The sequence below is a fragment of the Cohnella cellulosilytica genome (assembly GCF_042431195.1).
GTDB lineage: Bacteria > Bacillota > Bacilli > Paenibacillales > Paenibacillaceae > Cohnella > Cohnella cellulosilytica.
Genome location: NZ_JBHMDN010000035.1, coordinates 42,886 through 58,973, shown reverse-complemented (window position 1 = coordinate 58,973; position 16,088 = coordinate 42,886). Strand labels below are relative to the sequence as shown.

Annotated in this window: 11 protein-coding genes; 9 read left to right on the top strand and 2 right to left on the bottom strand. The window is 60.6% G+C overall.

Features of this window, described 5'->3' with window-relative positions; translation table 11 throughout:
* Nucleotides 1–97: 97 nt before the first annotated feature.
* The 3 genes from ACFFT4_RS24995 to ACFFT4_RS24985 are packed head-to-tail and all read left to right on the top strand — an operon-like array spanning nucleotide 98 to nucleotide 5,814.
* On the top strand, nucleotides 98–1,279 hold the full coding sequence (locus ACFFT4_RS24995; protein WP_378051685.1) for a glycosyltransferase family 4 protein: 1,182 nt from the start codon (nucleotides 98–100) through the stop codon (nucleotides 1,277–1,279).
* Between the two features lie 5 nt (nucleotides 1,280–1,284).
* Nucleotides 1,285–2,568 (top strand): metallophosphoesterase family protein, encoded by a 1,284-nt coding sequence (locus ACFFT4_RS24990; RefSeq protein ID WP_378051683.1) that lies wholly within the window; start codon nucleotides 1,285–1,287, stop codon nucleotides 2,566–2,568.
* A gap of 24 nt (nucleotides 2,569–2,592) precedes the next feature.
* Entirely contained in the window at nucleotides 2,593–5,814 is a 3,222-nt protein-coding gene (locus ACFFT4_RS24985; RefSeq protein ID WP_378051682.1) for an AAA family ATPase, read from the top strand.
* Here ACFFT4_RS24985 and ACFFT4_RS24980 read toward each other — a convergent pair.
* A complete protein-coding gene (locus ACFFT4_RS24980; RefSeq protein ID WP_378051681.1) occupies nucleotides 5,798–6,892 on the bottom strand; it encodes a YkvI family membrane protein in 1,095 nt (364 codons plus the stop codon). The genes ACFFT4_RS24985 and ACFFT4_RS24980 overlap by 17 nt on opposite strands.
* A 421-nt stretch (nucleotides 6,893–7,313) precedes the next feature.
* Between ACFFT4_RS24980 and ACFFT4_RS24975 the strand changes: the two genes are divergently transcribed.
* From ACFFT4_RS24975 to ACFFT4_RS24950, 6 genes are all read left to right on the top strand, one after another.
* The gene (locus ACFFT4_RS24975; protein ID WP_378051680.1) at nucleotides 7,314–8,627 is read left to right on the top strand and encodes a glycoside hydrolase family 30 protein; all 1,314 of its coding nucleotides are present in this window, start codon (nucleotides 7,314–7,316) and stop codon (nucleotides 8,625–8,627) included.
* 24 nt (nucleotides 8,628–8,651) lie between these two features.
* Nucleotides 8,652–10,037 (top strand): ABC transporter substrate-binding protein, encoded by a 1,386-nt coding sequence (locus ACFFT4_RS24970; RefSeq protein ID WP_378051679.1) that lies wholly within the window; start codon nucleotides 8,652–8,654, stop codon nucleotides 10,035–10,037.
* Nucleotides 10,038–10,117: 80 nt separating this feature from the next.
* Complete coding sequence (locus ACFFT4_RS24965) at nucleotides 10,118–10,990, top strand: carbohydrate ABC transporter permease (protein WP_378051678.1); 873 nt, start codon at nucleotides 10,118–10,120, stop codon at nucleotides 10,988–10,990.
* 14 nt (nucleotides 10,991–11,004) lie between these two features.
* Complete coding sequence (locus ACFFT4_RS24960; RefSeq protein ID WP_378051677.1) at nucleotides 11,005–11,832, top strand: carbohydrate ABC transporter permease; 828 nt, start codon at nucleotides 11,005–11,007, stop codon at nucleotides 11,830–11,832.
* 29 nt (nucleotides 11,833–11,861) lie between these two features.
* Nucleotides 11,862–13,631, top strand: a complete 1,770-nt coding sequence (locus ACFFT4_RS24955; protein ID WP_378051676.1) for a cache domain-containing sensor histidine kinase — start codon at nucleotides 11,862–11,864, stop codon at nucleotides 13,629–13,631.
* On the top strand, nucleotides 13,632–15,209 hold the full coding sequence (locus ACFFT4_RS24950) for a response regulator (RefSeq protein WP_378051675.1): 1,578 nt from the start codon (nucleotides 13,632–13,634) through the stop codon (nucleotides 15,207–15,209).
* Between the two features lie 53 nt (nucleotides 15,210–15,262).
* Here the strand turns inward: ACFFT4_RS24950 and ACFFT4_RS24945 are convergent, their stop codons facing one another.
* A complete protein-coding gene (locus ACFFT4_RS24945; protein WP_378051674.1) occupies nucleotides 15,263–16,018 on the bottom strand; it encodes a hypothetical protein in 756 nt (251 codons plus the stop codon).
* Nucleotides 16,019–16,088 lie beyond the last annotated feature (70 nt).

Below are 16,088 nucleotides of genomic sequence, written 5' to 3'. Positions count from 1 at the left end.
GAACATATGTTTCTAATATATCATATTTTGTGAGAGGTACGCATCAAGAACGTCGGAGACGAGCACCAAGAACGCCAGAACTAAGGAGGTAACGCCGTTGAACATCCTGCAGGCGCTGTTTTTTCCCCCGGAGCAGCCGGGAGGCGTTTCGTCCATGGTTCCCTATATTGGAGAGAGATTTCGCAAGGTCGGCTGGGAGATGGAAATGTTCTCGCTCCCGAAGCGCATTCGCAACAAAGGACAGGACGAAATCGACTTTGCCTCGTTCGATTGGCGGCCCTATGCGGGCAATGCCATTGTAGACAAATACATTCAGACTTACAAGGATTATATTTGGTGGGTGAAGCTCCGCCTGTCCGGGCAGCGCTTCGATTTGATTCATGCGCACCATCCGATCGCGGCGCTTGCCATGAAGCGGATTTTTCCCGATACGCCGCTGCTGGTGACGGTTCACTCCAGCTACGAGCGCGAGCTTGTGCTGAACGGGCGAATCGCCGAGGGCGGACCGGAGCACCGGTTTCTGACTTCCATCTACGGAGAGCTGGAGCGTCAGGCCGATCGCCTGATGACGGTGTCGAAGTCCTTTGCCCAATATATCGGCACTTACCTTCGGGATCCTGACAGCACGATCGTAATTCCGAACGGCTACGATGAGAAAAGGTTCAAGCCCGTGCCGCACGAAAACGAGGTGGCCCAGCTTGTCGCCGTATGCCGGCTCGTTCCGGCCAAAGGACTGGACGTTCTGCTGAAGGCGTGCGCGGAATTGCGGAAGCGGGACGCGAAATTCGTGCTTCACATTATCGGAGACGGTCCGATTCGTGAAGAGCTGGAACAGCTGTCGCAGAGGCTGGGCATTTACGACGATACGATTTTCTACGGCTACATGCTTCACCCGGAGGAACTGATGCCTTTCTTCGACGTGTTCGTCCTGCCCTCCCGGGCGGAAGCGTTCGGCTCGGTGTTCGCGGAGGCGGCGCTCTGCCTGCTGGCGCTCGTCGGCACGAACGTCGGCGGCATCGCCGAGCAGATCGAGGACGGGATCAACGGCCTGCTCGTGCCGCCGGAGGACCCGGTCGCTCTGGCGAACGCGCTGGAGACGGTGATCGGCGATCCGCACTTCCGCTACGAAATGGCCAGGGCCGGCTGGAATAAGGCCAAGGATATTTATTCGCTGAATCGGGTGATCAGCGAGCTTAAGCGGATTTACGTTTCGTTCGGCCCCGCCGAAGCGGACGCCGAGATCGCGGCCGACGCGGGGGACCGCGAAGGGGAGGCGTAAGCGGAATGGGCGCTGCTTTTACGTTTATTCACGCGGCGGATCTGCACCTCGACAGTCCGTTCAAGGGGCTGTCGAAGGCTCCGTCCGCCGTGCGGGAGCGGCTGCGCGAATCGACGTTCGCCGCGCTGCGCCGGCTCGGCGAGCTGGCAGCGCGGGAGCGCGTCGACTTCATCGTGCTCGCGGGCGACCTGTTCGACGCCGCGGACCGCTCCCTGCGCGCCCAGCTGCGGCTTCAGCACGTCCTCGGCGATCTGGCCGGGCATGGCATACGGACGTATATCGTAACCGGCAACCACGACCACGAGGGCGGCACGCAGGCCAAGCTGGATTGGCCGGACGGCGTGCACGTTTTCGGCTCGTCGCAGGTGGAATGCCGCGCGGCGCTTACCCGCGGCGGCGAATCGGCCGCCCATATTTACGGCATATCGTACCCGACGCGCGCCGTCGGGGACAATCTGGCGCTTCGCTTCAAGAAACGGGAGGGGGCGCCTTTTCATATTGCCGTGCTGCATGCGAACGTGAACGGCGACCCGGCGCACGACGATTACGCCCCCTGCCGGCTGGAGGAGCTGGCGGCGTCCGGCTTCGACTACTGGGCGCTGGGCCATGTGCACGATCGCCGCGTGCTCAGCGAGTACCCGCACGTCGTCTATCCCGGCAATCTCCAGGGGAGAAGCGTGCGGGAGACCGGGGGCAAGGGCGCCTACGTCGTGTCCGTCTCCGCCTCGGGGAGGGTGGACATGCAATTTCACGATCTCGCGGACGTTCTCTGGCGGGAGATCGCGGTTTCGATCGACGGGATGGAGCGCGAGCAGCAGCTTCAGGAGGCGCTGCTGGACGCGCTGGAGGAGGCTCGCCGCGCTTCGGCCGGACGCGCGACGATCGCGCGCCTTCGCCTGGAAGGGCGGGGAGCGCTGCATGAGCGTCTGATGCGGGCCGAAGCGGCCGAGGAGTGGCTGGAGGGGCTGAGGGAGAGCTTGACGCCGCCGGAGGAAGCCGACGACTGGGTGTGGCCGGAATCGCTGCACGTGCGCACGGCCGGGGAGCTTCGGCTGGAGCGGGCCGCCGAGGAAGACGGGTTTCTGGGCGAGCTCGTTCGCCGAGGGATGCTGGAGGCGGCCGATCCGGAGGCGGCGAAGGCGCTGCTGGACGAGGCGGCGGCGCCGCTGCGCAAGCAGCCGCGGCTTCGCCAGTGGCTGGACAGCCGCTCGCGCGAGGAGCGCGAGCAATGGATTCGCCGGGCGATGGAGCTGAGCGCTTCGCTGCTGCGCGACGAGGATGCGAAGTAGCCGCGAGCGAGGAGGTTCGGGAGAATGTACATAAGGGAAATCGAAGTGGACGGATACGGCGCGCTGAGCGGGCTGAGGCTCGCGCTCGGCGAAGGGCGGACAACGGTGCTCTACGGCCCCAACGAGGCCGGCAAAAGTACGTTGCTTCGTTTCGTGCGGAGCATGCTGTACGGCTTCCCCACGCGCAAGGAGCCGGTGGAGCGAGGGGAGCCGGTGTTCGGCGGCCGACATGGCGGACGCCTTGTTCTGGCAGACGCGGGCGGGCGCGAATGGCGGATTGAACGCCATGCGGAGCGGAGCGGCGAGATTCGGCTGAGGGACGATTCCGGGAACGAGCGGATCGTCGGTCAGGCGGAATGGGAGCGGCTGCTGCTGGGCGGTCTGTCGGAACGATTGTTTCGGCAGCTGTTCGCCGTGTCGCTCAACGAGCTGCATGAGCTGAGAACGCTGCAGGGCGAAGAGCTGGGCAACTATTTGTACCATGCGGGACTGGCCGGGGGCGCGTCGATTACGGAGGCGCGCCGCCGGATCGGCGCGGAGCTGGACCGCCTGTACCGGCCCAAGGGCTCGAACCAGGAGATGAATCGTCTGCTGGCGGGCATCAAGGAGCTGGAGACGGCGATACGCCAGAGCCGCGACGGCATCCGCGATTACGCCGAGACGACGGAAGAGCTGGAGCGGGTCGGGGAGCGGCTGGCGCGAATCGACGAAGAGCTGCCCGCGCTCAGGCTGGAGTCGGCCAAGCTGCAGGGCGCGCTGGACCTGCGGGAATGGTGGCTGAAGCGGGAGGCGCTGCTCGCGGAGATCGCCGAGGCGCGGTCGGTGCTTGCCGATCCTGCCGTGCCGCTGCTGTCCGAGGAAGCCGCCGGGAGCTGGGCCGAGCTGAGGAGCCGGCGCAGCGCCGCCGCGGACAGGCTGGCCGCGGAGAGGGAAGCGCTCGGGGAGCTGAGGCGGCAGCGGGATGGGCTGCGCTGGGACGACGAGCGGCTGTCGGCGTTCCCGGAGCTGGAGCGGCTGGAGGCGATGCGCGAAGGGATAGCGGCCAAGCGGGAGGAACGGATCGCGCTGGAAGCGGAGCGCGTGGCGGCGGACGATACGGTGCGTGGCTCGCTTGCGCTGATCTCCCCGGATTGGGGAGAGGCGGAGCTGGCTGCGTTCGGGGGCCTGGCGGCGGACCGCGAGCAGGTTCGGACGCTGCGGCATTCCCGCGAGGAGGCCGAGAGGGCGTCGATGACGCTGCAAGCCGAGCTTCGCAGACTGGAGCGGCAGCGCGAGGTGCTGCTGGAAGAGGAGGCGGCGATGCAGGCCGGGGAGGAGGCGGATGGACGGGAGCGGCCGATGACGCCGTCTGCGTTCGGCTTCCTGCCCCGGACGAAAGCCGAGCTGCTGCAAGCCTGGCATCAAGCGGAGGATGCCCGCAGAGCGTTCGAACGGATCGTCTCCGCGGGAGGAGCGGGATTGCCCGGGCGCGCGGTCCCTTCTCGCTCGGGAAGGGAGAAGGGCCGGGGCATTCCCGCGTGGCCCGTCTGGCTTGCGGCCGTCTTGGCGATCCTGGCGTTCGTCTGGCCGTTCCTGCCGGGGCAGGAGGAGCGGCTGTCGCCGGTTGCCTTTCTTTTCTCGGCGGCGCTGCTGGCGCTGGCAGCCGGTCTGGCCGCTTACGCCTGGAGCCGGCGGGGGAAAGAGGCCGCTGCGCAAGCCCCGGGGAATCGCGGGGCATCCCCCGAGGCGTATCTGGCCGGCCGGAGCCAGGTGAACGAGAAGCTGCGGCTGCTGCTGGACGGCGGGGAAGCCGCGGCGGCGTTCCTGGCGGAGGATTCGCCGGAAGAGGGCACGGAGGTTCCGGCCGAGGAAGCGGACGCCCACTGGCACAGGCTGCGCGAAGCGGTGCACGAGCAGATCGGGCTGTGGGAACGAAGCGAGCGCGCGGCCGCGCGAAGACAGCAATTGCAAGGCAGGATGCAGGAGCTGCTGAAGGAGAGAAATTTGATCGCACGCGACGCCGACGAGCAGCGTGCAGGACTGGAAGCGGCGGACGGGCAGTGGAGGGAGTGGCTGAGCACGCGCAGGCTGCCGCTCCATCTGACGCCGGGCGGAGCGTCGGAGCTGTTCGCCGCGGCGGAACGCGGGCAAACGGCGCTGCGGCACAGGAAGCGGCTGGAGGAGCGCATCGACGCGCTGGATCGCGCGATCGGCGATTTCGATCGGACGGCGGCCGCGCTCGCGGAGAAATGGCCGCCGCCCGCCGGACTGGGATCGGACGTCCATCTGGCCGTGCAATGGCTGTACCGAGAGACGGCGGGAGAGCGTTCCGCCAAGGAGGCGGCCGAGAGGCTGGAGGGCCAGATCGCGGTCGCGCTGGCCAAAGCGCAGGAAGCCGAACGCGAGCTGGAGCTTGCGAGTGAACGCGCTGCGGACATGCTTCGCGAGGCCGGAGTCCGCTCGGAGAGCGAGCTGGCCGAGCGGATACGCGTAGACGAGCGCTGCCGGGAGCTGCGCAGGGAGGCGCGCGAAATGCAGCTGCGGCTGGAATCGGGCCGGGACGCCGCCGCTCAAGCCGAGCTGTACGAGCTGCTGGGCGCGCTCGACGAAGCCTCGCTCGCCGCACTCGTCCAGGAGCGGCAGGCTCGTCTTGCCGAGGTCGAGACGAGCCGGGCGGAGCTGCTGGACCGCCGCGGGCGTCTGTCGCAGGAACTCGAAAGACTCCGCGGGGAGGCCGAGCAGGAGGACAAGCGGCAGCGGCTGGGAGAACTCGAAGACCAATTGGAGGCGCTGACCGAGCGTTACGCGGTTTTGGCGCTTGCGGACAGCTTGATCGTGCGCACGAAAGCGGTCTACGAGCAGGAGAAGCAGCCGGAGGTGCTGCTGCGGGCTTCGCGCTATTTTCGACAGATGACCGACGGGGCCTATTCCCGCATCGTCGCGCCCGGCGATTCGCGGACGCTGCTCGCGGAGACGGAGGGGCGCGCGCAGCTGGACAGCATTTACTTGAGCCGGGGGACGCAGGAGCAGCTTTACTTGGCGATGCGGTTCGCGCTGTGCGACGCGGCGTCTCCGGAGCATCCGCTGCCGCTGCTGATGGACGACTTGTTCGTCCATTTCGACGAGACGAGGCTGGCGCGCACGCTGCCGGTGCTGGAGGAGCTCGGGGGCACCAGGCAGGTGCTGATGTTTACCTGCCACCGCCATGTCGCGCAGACGATCGTCTCCGGCATTGCCGGAGCCAGCCTGCTTACGCTCGAAGCTTAGGCGGAGGGCCGGACGGATCGGGCGAGGGCGGACCGGGCGGCGGCAGCGGCAGCGCGCGGTCGCGGCCGATCAGGAACAGCCAGCCCAGGCTGAGCAGGCCGAACATCGGATACAGCGCCGAGAGCAGCGTGCCGAAGCCGAATTGCCCGGCGAGGAAGCAGAGCAGCAGCAAAGCCGCCGTCAGCATCCAGGGCGAGACTTTCGTCCGTTCGTGCAGTTGAAGCGTAAGCCCGTAGATGTCGGCGACAAGCGTCGTGAAGATTTCCATGAAGATCAGGAACACGTACACCCAGTGCAGCCACGCCCCGAGCTCCCGGGCAATCCCGCCCATCGGAATGTCGAACTGGTCGATGCCGGGCATGCGCGAAGCGAGAGCGAAATGTCCGGCAAGGAGCAGCGCTCCGATGCCGATTCCGCCCATCCAGGCGCCTTTGCGCAATACGAGGGCGTCGCCGATTGCCGAGCCCAGCGGAACGAGAACGGCCTGGGACATCGACAGATTAAAGGCGGCGTACAGAAACGGGGACAGCCAGGCCGCCCAGGGGGATTGCTCGTTCGGGGCGCGGAACCATTGATCCGATAACGGGTTGCGCAGCGTCTCGAACAAAAGAAACAGCGTAAAGAAGATCATCAGCGGGACGACGATCGTATTGATCGTCAGAATCGCGTTCATGCCTTTGCGCAGCAGCAGGAAGCAGGCGAACATCGTCACGATCAGCCCGGTCTGGTAGCTGAGGTTAAGATGCTCCGAGAAGACGGAGCCCGCGCCGGCCAGCATGACCGCGTTGACGCCGAGCAGCACGACCAGCATCGCGTGGCTGACCCAGCGTCCGGCATAATCCCCGAACAGGTGCTTGTTCAAATCCTCGTAAGACCTGGCGTTCAGCTTCGCCGACAGCAGCATCACCTTCGCGCCGATCCATACGAAAAAAAACGTGGAGACGATAATAAGATACGGTCCCCAATACCCGAATCGGGTGAAAAATTGCAGTACTTCCCTGCCGGAAGCAAAGCCCGCACCGACGACGGTTCCGATAAATACGAGCGCGACTTGAATGCTTCTGGCCCAATGTTTCATTCGCGGAACCCCCCGACCCCAACTCGTCCATTCTTATCTCTACTCTATGTTGCCGATTGGACGGGCATGACTCGGAAGGCACTCGGAGAGCGCTTTCGACGCGCAAACTCCGACAGTCGCCGGGGTCATGCCCTTATATTTCTGCTGCAACAATAACCGTTCGCCTGCCCTTATCGTTGGCTCTCGAACGGTTGTTGGCGTTAGGCGGCCTTGATTGCTCCGCACGATTTCACCCCTTTTCCGTACGATTTGACCCCCTGACGAACCCGGATTTCCCCCTAATGACTACGGTAGAACCTGCAAGCGACAATCGGATACGAAAAGGCGATAGATTCGCAATATCGTGGCGTTACGGCGGGAAGCTCCCTTTTCCTATAATCGAAGTGGTTGGAACGTCTAAAATAAGGGGGCATCGAGAGCGATGACAGAACGGGCGCCAAGAGAGCCGCTGCTTGTGTCGTCGGACGAACGGGCGGTTTGGCGGCAGACCGAGCCGAGATTTGCGTCAGGGCATCCGACGATCGACTTGGCATGGACAGGCGAAAAGCATCAAAGGATGGAAGGGTTCGGCGGATGCGTCAACGAATTAGGGTGGTTGGCGCTCAAGTCGACAAGCGAAGAAGCACGGGAGGAAGTGCTGAAGGCGCTGTTCGACAAGACCGGAGACGGGCTGCGCCTGGAGCTGAACCGGATTCCGATCGGAGCGACCGATTACTCCGTGAACTGGTACAGCTGCAACGACAATGAGGGCGATTACGAGATGGAGCGGTTTTCAATCGACCGCGATCGGCAGAATTTGCTGCCTTACGTCAAGGCGGCGCAAGCGATTCAGCCGGACATGAAATGGTTCGCTTCGCCGTGGAGCCCTCCTACGTGGATGAAGCATCCGCAAACGTACAACTACGGCAAACTGGTCGCGACGGAACGGAATTTGCAAGCCTACGCGCTCTATTTGCTAAAGTTTGCGGAAGCTTATGCGGAGGAAGGCGTGCGGATCGCGCAGCTTCATTTTCAGAACGAGCCCGTCACGCATCATCGCTTCCCTTCGTGTGTATGGACCGGGGAAGAAATGCGGGATTTTCTAAAGCATTATCTCGGTCCGTTGTTCCGGGAAAAGCAGCCGGAAATCGAGCTGTGGCTCGGCACGCTCAATACCGATTCGTACGACAGCTACGCAGGCGCCGTCCTGAACGATCCGGAAGCGAAAGCGTACGTGAGCGGCGTCGGTTATCAATGGGCGGGCAAGCAGGCGATTCAGCGAACGCATATCGCGTTTCCGGAAGTGCGGCTTATGCAGACGGAAAACGAATGCGGAGACGGCAAAAATATGTGGGAATACGCGCACTACATTTTTGGCCTGTTGTGGCATTATTTAAATAACGGCGTCGAAAGTTATGTCTATTGGAACATGGTGCTCCCCAAAGGCGGGGAATGCACGTGGGGCGGATACCAGAACAGCCTCGTCAACGTGGACCCGGATAACGGCGAGGTGACATGGAACCCTGAATTTTATTTGTTTAAGCATATGTGCCGCTTCGTCGGCAAAGGTGCGGACAGGCTTGGCCTCCGGGGAGGCTGGAGCGGCAACGCCATCGCGTTCGAGAACACCGAAGGGCGCAAAGCATTCATCGTGCATAATCCGCATGATGCGCCGAGAACGATTACGATCGCTTGCGAAGGGGCCGTCTACGAAGTGCCGATGACCGCGAAATCTTTTCATACGCTTGTTATTTGAACTTAAAAGGAGCGAAACCTTCCTATGACATGGCTATCTGTGAAAATGAAAAAGTCGGCATCCGTCGTGCTTGCAGCGACGCTTGTCGCCGGTTTGGTCGCAGGCTGCACGAACAGCAATAATGATAAGGGCAGCAGCGCCTCTCCGTCGGCCGAGGCCTCCCCTTCCGCTTCTTCGCCAAGCAATGCCGGCAGCAGCGGAGACAAAATTACGATCCGCTTCGCTTACAACTGGACGGGTGCGGACCCGAAAGCGTCGTATTTCGAAGGCAAGCTGAAGGAGTACGAGGCGAAGCACCCGGAAATCACCTTCAAATTCGAAGCGACACCGGGCGAGGAGCACCGCACGAAAATCAAAGTGGACACGACGGCCGGCAATTTGCCCGACATTTTCACCTACTGGCTCGGGCCGGTTAACCTCAAGCCGCTTGTCGATGCGAACGAAATTCTCGACATGGACGAATATTTAAGCAAGAGCGGCACGGTGAAAAAAGAGCAGTACACCGATATCGCCTGGTCGTTCTTCGATATCGAAGGCAAAAAATACGGTCTGCCGCTCGAAGCGTTCAAAGGCTTCTTCATGGCCAACCGCGAGCTGTTCCAAAAGTACAATCTCGAATATCCGAAAACATATGCCGATCTGACCGAAGTCGCCAAAGTGTTCAACGACAATGGCATCGTGCCGTTCAGCATGGGCAGTAAAAACGGCCAGCCTTCACACTTGTTTTTCAGCTATTTGGCGTACCAATTCCAGGACGGCTTCGACGACGCGCAGAAAATCCCGCAAACGTACCAATACGATACGGACGCGGTCCGCCAAGCGGCGCAAGCGGTCGCGCAGATGAAGGCGGACGGCATCTTCCCGAGCGACACGGTCGCCAATGGAGATTGGGGTCCGCAGCTGTCGCTCTATAACGAGGAAAAAGCGGCGATGGTGTACGAATTTCCGTGGATGATCGGCAATGTGAAGCAAGAGATTGTCGATAAGAGCGATCTGATCGACTTCCCTGCTCTCGAAGGTTCCGTCGTCGACCCGTCGTCTTATACGATCGGGGCCGTCGCGATGGGTCTGCTCATCAACCGCAAATCGTTCGAAGACCCGGCGAAGCAGCAGGCGCTCGTGGATTTCGCCGACTTCATCAACTCCGACGAGGTGCTGGGCGAAGTGGCGAAGGGCGGTTTGTTCCCGGCGAAGCAGATGGAGCTTGATCCGTCTACGCTGTCCCCGCTCTACGCCAAAGCGATGGAATTCACGAAAAACCAAAACGTATGGCCGCATCACGAGAGCTACGTTCCCGACAGCAACGCCTATTCCGTCATCCTGAGCTCTCTGGACGAACTGTTCGCGGGCTTCGTATCGCCCGATGAATATGTGTCCAAGACGCAGAAAGCGCTCGACAAGGCGAAGTGACGGATATCGCGGAACAAGGAGGAGGGGGCGCGTTCCCCTCCTTTTGTTTACGCAGCTGTGCAAGGGAGGAGGAGAAGACTATGCGGCGAAAACAAGATTCGCTTTTTTACGGCGGATTCGTCTTGCCCGCGGTGATCGTCTACACGCTGTTCATGATCTATCCTGTCGCGATGTCGGCGGGGTACAGCTTGACGGAGTGGAACGGGGTAACCGCCAAGACGTTCGGAGGGCTGGGCAATTATCAAGAGTTGATCGCGGACGGCGATTATTGGCAGGTCGTTCGCAATACGGGGCAATTAATCGCGTATTCTCTCGTCTTTCAGGTGGGAGCAGGGCTCGCGATCGCCTATTTGCTGGCGAAGGTCGTGCGAGGGTTCCGGTTTTACCGGTCGGTATACTTTATTCCGGTCATTATTTCGCCGGTTGCCATCGGCCTGATGTTTTCGCTGTTTTACAATTCGGATACCGGGCCTTTGAACCACTTGCTCGATTCGCTCGGTTTGTCCTCTTGGAAGAGACAGTGGCTGTCCGATCCGCACACGGTGCTGAAGGCGGTCATGGCGCCGCAAATCTGGCAGTACATCGGCCTGTACGTCGTCATTTTTCTGGCGGCGATCCAGCAGGTGCCGGAGGAGCTTGTCGAGAGCGCGCGGATGGACGGAGCCGGCCCGTTCCGGACGTTCTTCAACGTCGTTATGCCGCAAATCTGGGACGTGTTCCAGGTGTGCGTCATTCTGGCGGTGACGGGCTCGCTCAAGTCGTTCGACCACGCCTGGGTCATTACGTCGGGAGGGCCGGGCAACGCATCTTCGTTCATCGCCCTGCAAATGTTCAAAACCGCGTTTATCAGCAACGAAATCGGCTACGGCAGCGCGATGACGATTACGATTTTGGCCTATGCGACGCTGTTTACGGTGCTGTTTAAAAGAATTTGCGCCAGACTGTATAATTGAAAGGGGAATGGAGGATGACTTACGCCATAAGGCGGGCCGCAGGGTTGTCGCGGGGCCTCGTGCTCGCGGTTTTCGCTTTGTCGACGCTGTTCCCGTTTTATTGGGTGCTCGTCAGCTCGCTCAAAGACAAGCATCAAATTTACGCCAATCCGTTCGGCCTGCCGGCGAATTGGCATTGGGGCAACTATGCCGATATTTGGCAGACGGCGCATTTGTCGCGTTATTTTTGGAACAGTCTGTTCATCTCCGCCTGCGCGGTGGCGATTATGCTTCTCATTGGAGCGATGGCCGCGTACGTGCTTGCGCGGAAGGAGAGGAGCGGCTGGCTGTACGCGTACTTCACGCTCGGGATCATGATTCCGGTGCACGCCATTCTGATTCCGTCCTTTGTGCTGCTCAAGCAGCTTCATCTTCTGAATTCGCATTTCGGTTTGATTCTGATATACGTGGTAAGCAATCTGTCGCTGTGCGTGTTCATCCTGCACGGCTTTCTGAAGGGCATTCCGCGCGAGCTGGAGGAGGCGGCGGCCATCGACGGGTATGGCCGGGTGCGCACGTTCGTCTCCATCGTGCTTCCGCTCGCGAAGCCGGGGCTGGCGACGGTCGGGACGCTCGGCTTTCTGAATTGCTGGAACGAGTATTTGTTTGCTTACGTGCTGATCGGCAGCGAACCGTCGAAGACGCTGACGCAGGGCGTGATGGCGCTAACCGGGCAGTATTCGACCGACTACGCGCTCGTATGCGCCGGACTTGTCGTTTCGATGCTGCCGCTCTGGCTCGTGTATATGCTGTTTCAAGAACAGATTGTCAAAGGCATGACGGCGGGCGCGGTCAAAGGCTGATCGGTTCGACTTCGGGGAGGGCAAGCGCGATGGGCAAATTCAAACAACCGGGATGGCGGTCGCCGTCCATCCAGACGAAGCTGATCGGCGCGTTGTTCGTTATCGCGCTGCTGCCCGCCCTCGTCATCAATTGGTATTATTACGAACGCACGAACGTATCGTTGGAGCAGAAAATCAGATCCTATAACGAAGAACTGCTCAAACAATTAAGCGATAAAGTCGGTTTCGTATCCGAGCAGGTGAGGACGACCGAAACGCAGTTGATCGCGTATTCCGTTACTTCCCGGGCATTCATGGACTACGCGGAAAAGACGGGCGCGGAAAAGCTCGACACGCTCAAGAAGACGGAGGAGCTGCTCGCCAACTTCAAACGATCGTATCCCTATATTACGGAGATTTACATGGTCGGCTCCGACGGCACAATCTATTCGACCGATCCTTACTTGAACCGGGATGAATTAAAAGCGATGACCTGGGTCGAGGAAGCGCTCCGCACGCCGACAGGCCAAGCGGAGGGCGAACTGCTGCTCTCTCATACGCCGACCTATACGCTGCTGCAGGAGCGCGAGGTTCTGTCGTTCGTTCGCCAGGTCGGCGCTTACGGCACCCGCAGGGATCTCGCCCTGATCCAGATCGACGTCGACGCGGCCAAGTTCGGCTCATTATTGCAGCTTATGCCGACGGACCAGGCCGAGAGCGTCTTTCTCATGGACAAGCAAGGCCGCATCATTCAAGAGCGCACGTCGGCAGAGCTGTCGGATACGGCAGCGGCGGACATTCGCAAGCGAGTCGCAGGCAATACCGGAATCGCCACGACGACGGCGAAGTCGGACGGCCAGACGCTCATGCTGAGCGTGAGGCCGCTCGAAGAGCGCGGGTGGGCGATGGCGGTCGCCTCTCCGCTGTCGCGGTACAGCCTGGACTTCCGTCATTTGCGCAGCATCCTGCTTATCGTCGCCGGTCTCGCGCTCGCCGTTGCCGTTTTGTTCGCCATTTTGCTGTCGCATGGCATTCTTCGTCAATTCCATACGCTCATTCGCTCGATGAGAAGAGCAGGCGAGGGGCAACTGAACGTCAAAGTGCCGGTGTCGAACAGTCCGGACATCGGCATGGTCGCCGTCACGTTTAATACGATGGTGGAAAAAATCGATCAGCTGCTCAAGGATTCGGTGAAGAAGGAGGAGGAGAAGACGGCCGCCGAGCTGAAGGCGCTGCAGGCGCAAATCCAGCCGCATTTTATATACAACACGCTGAATTCGATCAAGTGGATGGCGATATCCGAAGGGGCGGACAAAATCGCCGACGCGGTCGTCGCGCTTGTGAAGGTGCTTCGTTTTACGTACCGAACGAACGAAATTTTCATTCCCATTAAAGACGAGATGGAGTTCATTCGGGATTATGTTCAGGTGCAGCGGATGCGGTTCGGGGAAAAAATCGAAGTGGAATACGAGTGGGATGAGCGGATCGACCGCTATTACACGCTCAAGTTCATCATTCAGCCGATCGTCGAAAACGCGATGATTCACGGCTTGGCCAACAAGGCGTACAACGGTCTCATCATCGTGCGCGGCGTGCTGGACGAAGCGAACCGGCAAATCCGGTTCGAGGTCGAAGACAACGGCGTCGGCTTCGCGCCGAAGCCGAGGGATCAAATGTCGGGCGTCGGCATGGCGAACGTAGACGACCGGATACGGATGCATTTCGGCGAACAGTATGGGCTAACTGTAGAGAAACCGCTGCGTCTCCATACGCGCATCGTCGTCACGATTCCGATTTTGACCGAAGGCAAGGTGGTCTAGATGTACGATATTTTGATCGTCGAAGACGAAATGCTGGTCACCGTCGGCATCGTCAACAGCATCGATTGGCGGGAGGCCGGGTTTAACGCTCCGCATACGGCGGCCAATGGCAACCAGGCGTGGGAGCTGATGGAGCAAATCAAATTCGACGTGATCATGACCGATATCAAAATGCCGGAGATGGACGGTCTCGATCTCGTCAGAACGATGCGCGACCATAACTATTCCGCGGAAGTGATCATCCTGAGCAGCTACACCGATTTCGAGTACGTAAGCGAAGCGCTGGAGCTGCAGACGTGCAGCTATTTGCACAAGCCTGCCATGATGCCGGCCGATATCGTTCAAGCGGTCAAGAAAGCGGCGGCGCGGCGGGAGGAGTCCAAGCGGCAAGCGCAGACGGCTCATCGAATTGAGCGGTTGTACCTTAACAGTGCAAGAAAGCTGAAGGAACGCTTGCTGCTCGACTTGCTCGCCGGCAGCGAAGTCGGCGACGCGCAGTGGCAGGAAGTGCCGCTTCAATGCGACCCGGCGGCGAGCATCGTTGCGGTTGTCCGTTTCCGCAACGGGGATCAAGTGCTGCAGAACTCCTTCAAGGGAGATGCAACGTTGTTCGCATATGCTGCGACGAATGTGATCGATGAAGTATTTCGCGCCGAATCCGGGTACGAGTCCGTCTGCAAAGCGCCGGACCTCGCCGTCATTTTGTTATCCGGTGCGTCGGAAGACAGGGAGGGGAAGCGGAGCGAGCGGTTCACGACACTGTCGCGCGTGCTGCGAACGTATTTCCAGCTCGATGTCGAGATGGCGCTGCAGACCGGGCCGATCGCCTTGCGCAAGCTATCGCAAGCCGCGGGCGCACTGCTCAAGGTGCTGGACGAACGCGAGCAGCGCGTGCCTGCGGATCGGCTGATCGTTGTTGAAGGAACCGCGGAGCCGCGCTGGACCTACCGCTCTGAGGAATGGCTCGACGGCGGCTGGTTTAGCGATTCGTTCCCCGGCGCGGCTAAGGTGGAACAAATTTATCGCGAGCTTGAACGCAAAAACGCCACGTATCGCCAGACGCTGGAGCTGAGCGGCATGCTGCTCGGTATGCTGCTGCAGCGCGCGGCATCTTATCCGGGCGTTCTGCACGAGCTGTACCGCGCCGAACCGGAGATGTACTCCCGGCTGCAAGCGCTGGGCGCGGCGCCGGAGCTGAAAAGGTACGTGATCGGGCTGTGGGGAACGGCGCAAACGCTTATGCAAAGCTCGCATCCGCAGGAAATCGAGAAGGCGCTGCAATATGTCGAACGGAATCTGCACGACCAGAAGCTCGGTCTCGAATCGGCGGCTGCGCTCGTCAACGTGAGCCGCGCGCATTTTAGCAGATTGTTTAAGGAACATACCGGGGAGACGTTCCACCAATACGTCACGAAGTCGCGTATCCGAAGAGCGGAGCATCTGGCCCGCACGACCGATCTGAAAATGTACGAAATCGCCGAGAAGGTAGGCTACCCCAGCTCCAAATATTTCAGCAAGCTGTACAAGAAGCGAATCGGCAAGCAGCTGTCCCATATCCGCTCGCACAAAAAACTCTAACCGGGATTTCCTCGGTTAGAGTTTTTACTGTATGCCCGGCAAAGGGCCATAGGCTATAGATTGCGGTCGAGCAGCTTAAGAGCAAGAACGTTCTGCGTATCGGGGTCCAGATCGAGCTTCAACCACCCTCCGGATACCTCCAGCGACAGGACGTTCGTTCGGCTGCCTTCGGGAATGCCGAGCAGCTCGGCTGCTTGAGCGCCTTTCATGCCGTAATCGAGCTTCTCGATTCCGGTGTCCACGGTTTTCGAAGCGATCTCGATGTAGACGACTTTATCCCGTTCGTTCAGGCCGACGGACAGGCCGTCGTACTCCCATATTTCGATCGTTTCGGCATCGTCGGGTAACGGGTAAGTGTCCTTGGGCGTTCCATAGCGCTTGATCACGTCTTTATCCGTATAACCGAGCTTAAGATAGGCGAGCGACGGAGATTTGGCTTGGAAGGACGAATGGTTCGGAACGGCCGGTTCCTCGGGCGAAACGGAGGAATGGACGGTCGACGTCTCCACGGAGGTCTCGGAAGGCTCCGTCGGTCCGCCGGATTCGACGGGCGGAGCTTCGGACGCGGAGGAGCTCTCTGGCTCGTCGTTATCGGACGCTTGCGGATTTGCGGAAGACTGCTGCTCGGGCAGCGGGAGCTTCGCCATGTTCGTTGGCGCTGACGGCGAAGTCGGAACCGAAACCGATGTCGGACCGGGACTCGAAGACGCCTCGGACTTGTCCGGCGGGGATGAAGTGCATGAGGCCAAGCTGACGGACAGGAGCAGTATGCTCCCGGCTCGCAAGAAAACCGGCAGATCGATCGTCATGTTTCATCCCTCCCTGAACTTCCCTTCATCTATATAAGACAAGACATAAGCTGGAAAAGTTTCGGATGTT

Coding starts and splice junctions, on each gene's coding strand:
- ACFFT4_RS24980 (WP_378051681.1), bottom strand. CDS start 6,892: ATGAAACATTGGGCCAGAAGCATTCAAGTCGCGCTCGTATTTATCGGA.
- ACFFT4_RS24985 (WP_378051682.1), top strand. CDS start 2,593: ATGTACATAAGGGAAATCGAAGTGGACGGATACGGCGCGCTGAGCGGG.
- ACFFT4_RS24975 (WP_378051680.1), top strand. CDS start 7,314: ATGACAGAACGGGCGCCAAGAGAGCCGCTGCTTGTGTCGTCGGACGAA.
- ACFFT4_RS24950 (WP_378051675.1), top strand. CDS start 13,632: ATGTACGATATTTTGATCGTCGAAGACGAAATGCTGGTCACCGTCGGC.
- ACFFT4_RS24970 (WP_378051679.1), top strand. CDS start 8,652: ATGACATGGCTATCTGTGAAAATGAAAAAGTCGGCATCCGTCGTGCTT.
- ACFFT4_RS24960 (WP_378051677.1), top strand. CDS start 11,005: ATGACTTACGCCATAAGGCGGGCCGCAGGGTTGTCGCGGGGCCTCGTG.
- ACFFT4_RS24955 (WP_378051676.1), top strand. CDS start 11,862: ATGGGCAAATTCAAACAACCGGGATGGCGGTCGCCGTCCATCCAGACG.
- ACFFT4_RS24965 (WP_378051678.1), top strand. CDS start 10,118: ATGCGGCGAAAACAAGATTCGCTTTTTTACGGCGGATTCGTCTTGCCC.
- ACFFT4_RS24990 (WP_378051683.1), top strand. CDS start 1,285: ATGGGCGCTGCTTTTACGTTTATTCACGCGGCGGATCTGCACCTCGAC.
- ACFFT4_RS24945 (WP_378051674.1), bottom strand. CDS start 16,018: ATGACGATCGATCTGCCGGTTTTCTTGCGAGCCGGGAGCATACTGCTC.